The 1,107-nt window shown below is 66.4% G+C and carries 1 protein-coding gene; it reads right to left on the minus strand.

Translation table 11 applies throughout. From position 1 onward, the window contains the following. Positions 1-45 precede the first annotated feature (45 nt). The gene (locus ABZS43_RS36610; RefSeq protein WP_355040593.1) at positions 46-936 is read right to left on the minus strand and encodes an IS5 family transposase; all 891 of its coding nucleotides are present in this window, start codon (positions 934-936) and stop codon (positions 46-48) included. Positions 937-1,107 lie beyond the last annotated feature (171 nt).

Here is a 1,107-nt window from a genome sequence, read left to right on the forward strand (position 1 = left end):
CTAGGTTCTGTCTCGAAGTGGTGAGGGTGGGTAGATAGCCTGCTCTCACCAGTGGCGGAGCCACTGGTTTATGACGGCAACATGGACCGTGGCCAGGAATCTCACAGCGAGTTTGTCGTAGCGGGTAGCGACCGCGCGATGCTGTTTGAGTTGGCTGATACCGCGCTCGACGGCGTTGCGATCGCGGTAGGTCACCGGATCGAACGCCGGTGGCCGACCACCGACCCTGCCACGGCGGCGCCGGTGTGCGGCTTGGTCGGCGGGGACCGCGATGGTCGCCTTTATCCCGTGGCGTCGCAACCATGCCCGGTTGCCGCGGCTGGAATAGGCTTTGTCGGCCAGTACCCGATCGGGTCGCACTCGTGGGCGACCGCCACCGAGTTTGGGCACCGCGATCGAGTCCAGCACCGCCGTGAACTGGGGACTGTCACCGACCTGACCGGCGGTGAGCAGAACCGCGAGCACCCCGGTGCCCTGCTCGCAGGCCAGATGCAGCTTGCTGGTCCATCCTCCCCGCGAGCGCCCCAATCCATGGTCGGTCGGTTCTGTCTGTCCCGGACCGGCCGGTGGTTCGGCCTGCCCGCCGCCCTCGCGGCGGGCACCGGCAGCATGCGGGTGGGCTCGGGTAGTCGTGGAGTCCACGCTGACCTGCCAGTCGATCACCCCGTCCGCCTCGGCCAGCGCCTGCAACGAGGTCACCATCGCCGACCACGCTCCTGCGCGCTGCCACCGCCGGAACAATCCGTAGACCGCTTGCCAGGACCCGTATTCGGATGGCACGTCCCGCCAGGGCGACCCGACCCGGGTCCTCCACCGGATCCCGTCGATGAGTTGGCGCTTCGTCCATTTCGACGGGCGGCCCGTCTTCTTTCCACAGGGCAGCAGTGGCTCCAACCGAGCCCATTGGGCATCGGTCAGGTCTGCTCGCCCCGCCACCGCTACGCTGGCCACGAGGTCTCCGGCTATTCAGATTTGCTTGGTCGCTAATCCGAACTACCGGAGACCTCACCTATACGCCAACGCGGCCACCCACTTTCACCGAACATGCCGATGGTGTGGCGCCGCTACGCGATGCCACACCATCACAGACTTCGAGACAGAACCTAG

The sequence above is a fragment of the Nocardia sp. NPDC005366 genome, assembly GCF_040606855.1.
Classification (GTDB): domain Bacteria; phylum Actinomycetota; class Actinomycetes; order Mycobacteriales; family Mycobacteriaceae; genus Nocardia.